The 3,081-nt window shown below is 72.0% G+C and carries 3 protein-coding genes; all 3 read left to right on the top strand.

The genetic code is table 11. The annotated features are described in order from the left end of the window. Window positions 1-146 precede the first annotated feature (146 nt). Entirely contained in the window at window positions 147-821 is a 675-nt protein-coding gene (locus SSNG_RS30995; protein ID WP_007267896.1) for a hypothetical protein, read from the top strand. A gap of 67 nt (window positions 822-888) precedes the next feature. Then, window positions 889-2,097: an RNA ligase gene (locus tag SSNG_RS31000; protein WP_007267897.1), complete on the top strand. Its 1,209-nt coding sequence runs from the start codon at window positions 889-891 to the stop codon at window positions 2,095-2,097. A 2-nt stretch (window positions 2,098-2,099) separates the two neighbouring features. After that, a complete protein-coding gene (locus SSNG_RS38255) occupies window positions 2,100-3,032 on the top strand; it encodes an AAA family ATPase (protein WP_241695156.1) in 933 nt (310 codons plus the stop codon). The last annotated feature ends 49 nt before the right edge of the window (window positions 3,033-3,081 follow it).

Below are 3,081 nucleotides of genomic sequence, written 5' to 3' on the forward strand. Positions count from 1 at the left end.
GCCTTCGCCCTCAGCCGTTCCCGGCCCGGCCGGAGAGCTGTGCCTGACGGCGGCCGGGACGGCACCGCTCGAAGGACGGCCCACAGCCGCTCGACGGAAGCCGCACCTGCGGCCCGGCCCGCCGGGCCCGCACCTACGCTGAGCCCATGAACGTCATCCTCTACGGCGGAACCGGAATGCTCGGGCGCGGCGTACTGCTGGAATGCCTGCGCGACGACTCCGTGAAGAGCGTCCTGTCCATCGGCCGTACCCCGCTCGGCGTCAGCCACCCCAAGCTGCGCGAGCACATCCGCCCCGACCCGAGCGACCTGTCGGACCTCGCCGGTGAACTGTCGGGCTACGACGCCTGCTTCTTCTGCCTGGGCACCTCCTCCCTCGGCAAGAAGGAGGAGGAGTACCGCGCCGTCACCCACGACCTGACGCTCGCGGTCGCCCGCCCCCTGGCCGCCGCCAATCCGGCCCTGACCTTCACCTACATCACGGGCGAGGGCACCGACAGCACCGAACAGGGCGGCACCATGTGGGCCCGGGTGAAGGGGAAGACGGAGAACGACCTGCTCGCCCTGCCCTTCAACGCCTACGTGTTCCGGCCCAGCATCGTCCAGCCCGTCAGCGGCATGCCGACCAGGACCTGGCTCTACCGCGTGGGGTACGTCGTCACCAAACCGCTCTTCCCCCTCGTGGGCCGGTTCGCACCGAACCAGTTCACCACCACGAAGGCCCTCGGCCGGGCGATGATCGCGGTGGCGACCCCCGGATCGGAGCCCGGCACCCGGATCCTGCGCTCCCCGGACATCAACCGCCTCGCCGGTGACCAGTAGTAATTGATTACCGGGGACTCCCTCCCGCACGCGAGAATGAGCCATCTCGAACCGGGAGGAACCCCACATGAGCCAGGACCACCTGACTCTGCACGGCCTGCTGCCCGCGCAGGAGCTGGCGGACGCCATCGACGCCGGACACGTGACCCGCAAGCGGCACCCCGAACTGCCCCTGTCCATCTACACGTACACGCGCACCGCGCAGTACGAGCAGGTGTGGAACGCGGTCACCACCCGCTGCCGCGGTCTCGTCGCCGACGACGAGACCGGAGCGGTCGTCGCGCTGCCGCTGCCGAAGTTCTTCAACGTCGGCGAGCACACCTCCGGACGCCCCTACGCGCCCGCCCTGCCCGACGAGACGTTCGAGGTCTACGACAAGGTCGACGGCAGCCTCGCCGTGGTCTTCCACTACGCGGACCACTGGCGGGTCGCCTCCAAGGGATCCTTCACCAGCTCCCAGGCCGCCTGGGCGCAGCGCCTCCTCGACGCCCGCGACACCTCGGCCCTGGTGCCCGGCACGACCTACCTCGCGGAGATGCTCTACCCGCAGAACCGGATCGTGGTGGACTACGGCGACCGCCGGGACCTCGTCCTGCTCGCCGCCTTCGGCGCGGACGGCACCGAGGTGCCGCTCGCCGAGGCAGCCGGCCACTGGCAGGGCATCGGCTCCGTCGTCAAGGTGTGGCCCGCCGTGCCGCTCGACGAGCTCCTCGCGCTGGCCGAGTCCAACACCCTGCCCGGCGGCGGCTCCGCGGCCGGCACCGACGCCGAGGGGTTCGTGCTGCGGTTCGCCTCCGGCGTGCGCGCGAAGGCCAAGCTGTCGGAGTACGTACGCCTGCACAAGCTGCTGACCGGCGTCAACGAGCGGGACGTCTGGCGCGCCCACGGGGTCCAGCGCTTCGCGGGCCTGCCCGCCAAGCAGCTCGCGCAGGGCCTGAACTGCACGGCGGCGGACGTCGAGGAGGCCGGCGGCAAGCCGCTCGACGCGCTCCTGGAACAGGTCCCCGACGAGTTCGACGCCTGGGTCCGCGAGGTCATCGCCCGGCTGGAGGACGCGTTCGCCGAGCGTGAGCGGGCCGTCGACGAGGCCTTCGAGGCGCTCGCGCACCTGGCCGGCGACCGGGGCGCCTTCGCGCGCGCCGCCAAGGAGATCCGGGACGGCAAGATCCGCTCCGCGATGTTCCTGCGCCTGGACGGCCGTTCGACCGAGCTCGTCAGCTGGCGGGCCGTACGGCCGGAGACGGCCGACCCCTACACCACCGACGAGGAGAACTGAACGTGTCCGAAGAGCCCCGCCTCCCCGTGGTCCACGTCATGACGGGGTTGCCGGCCTCGGGCAAGACGACCGCGGCCCGCGCCCTCCAGGCCGAGGCCGGCGGCCGCATGCGCCGGGTCAACCTCGACGACCTGCGGGCCATGCTCGACCTGCCCGACCCCGAACGGGCCCGCTCGTACCGGCACGAGCAGACCGTGCTCGCCGTCCAGGACGCGGCGGTCCGTGCGGCCGTCGACGACGGCTTCGACGTGGTCGTCGACAACACCCACCTGACGTCGAACATCCCCAAGCGGCTCAAGGCGGCGGTCGCCGGCCGCGCCGCCTTCGTCGTGCACGACTTCACCGACGTGCCCGTCGAGGAGTGCCTGCGCCGCGACGCGGCGCGGGAGCGGCCGGTCGGCGAGGAGATCATCCGGATCCTGGCCGACAAGCACGCCAAGGCGAAGAAGGGAGGCTGGCGGCTCACCGCGGAGTGGCTGAACGACCAGCCGCCCGTCCGCCCGTACGTCGCCGACCCGGAGCTCCCGACGGCCGTGATGTGCGACATCGACGGCACCCTCGCCCTCACCGGCGACCGGGGCCCGTACGACTTCTCGCGCTGCGACATCGACCTGCTGAACGAGCCCGTACGGCACGCGCTCGACGCCTTCCGGCGTGCGGACGGGGACGTGATCGTGCTGCTGTCCGGGCGCGGCGAGGAGCACCGGGAGCAGACGGAGTCCTGGCTGCGGCGCCACGAGGTGCCGTACGACGAGCTGTGGATGCGGCCCAAGGGCGACACCCGCCGCGACGACGTGGTCAAGGCCGAGCTCTTCGACGCGCACGTCCGCGACCGCTACGCCGTGCGGGTCTCGCTCGACGACCGGGACCGGGTGGTCGCCGTCTGGCGCCGGATGGGGCTGCCGACCTGGCAGGTCAACTACGGGGACTTCTGACACGCCGGAGGGCGTACGGGAGGCGGTCGCCGCGAGGCACCGTCCCGTA

The sequence above is a fragment of the Streptomyces sp. C genome (genome assembly GCF_000158895.1).
In the GTDB taxonomy this organism is placed as follows: domain Bacteria; phylum Actinomycetota; class Actinomycetes; order Streptomycetales; family Streptomycetaceae; genus Streptomyces; species Streptomyces racemochromogenes.

Coding starts and splice junctions, on each gene's coding strand:
- SSNG_RS31000 (WP_007267897.1), top strand. CDS start 889: ATGAGCCAGGACCACCTGACTCTGCACGGCCTGCTGCCCGCGCAGGAG.
- SSNG_RS30995 (WP_007267896.1), top strand. CDS start 147: ATGAACGTCATCCTCTACGGCGGAACCGGAATGCTCGGGCGCGGCGTA.